This window comes from Allopusillimonas soli (assembly GCF_004153445.1).
Classification (GTDB): Bacteria; Pseudomonadota; Gammaproteobacteria; order Burkholderiales; family Burkholderiaceae_B; genus Allopusillimonas; species Allopusillimonas soli.
The window spans coordinates 1-596 of sequence record NZ_SDQC01000014.1 but is presented as its reverse complement, the minus strand read 5'-3'; the positions used below and the strand labels follow the sequence as shown (position 1 = coordinate 596).

Below are 596 nucleotides of genomic sequence, written 5' to 3'. Positions count from 1 at the left end.
GGCATTGGGCCCTCGGCGCTGACGGAGGCCATGGGCATGCTCAACCACCATTTCGCAGCAGCCGCCTGATCGGCGCAGAGCGACAGCCTACCTCTGACTGCCGCCAATCTTTGCAACAGAGCCCTCAATAACGTGATCGAGGCCGATCACGGAAAGCTCAAGATACTGATCAAGCCGGTGCGCGGTTTCAAATCGATCCCCACGGCCTATGCCACGATCAAGGGATTCGAAGTCATGCGAGCCCTGCGCAAAGGACAGGCTCGCCCCTGGTGCCTGCAGCCCGGCATCAGGGGCGAGGTGCGCCTTGTGGAGAGAGCTTTTGGCATTGGGCCCTCGGCGCTGACGGAGGCCATGGGCATGCTCAACCACCATTTCGCAGCAGCCGCCTGATCGGCGCAGAGCGACAGCCTACCTCTGACTGCCGCCAATCTTTGCAACAGAGCCTCCGTCGCCATGCTCACCTCGCTTTGGTGCACACGAGTATTGAGCATAGTCGAGATTGGTGCAGATCACTTCTGATATTGAACTGTCAGGAGCTGGCTGCACAACAGCCATTACGCCCAATCAACTGGTGCAGTCGTCTTCTGAAAATGACA

At 58.9% G+C, this 596-nt stretch carries 1 pseudogene; it reads left to right on the top strand.

The annotated features are described in order from the left end of the window. Nucleotides 1–123 precede the first annotated feature (123 nt). Nucleotides 124–390: pseudogene (locus ERD78_RS19645) on the top strand (DDE-type integrase/transposase/recombinase); the annotation flags it as partial. Between the last annotated feature and the right edge of the window lie 206 nt (nucleotides 391–596).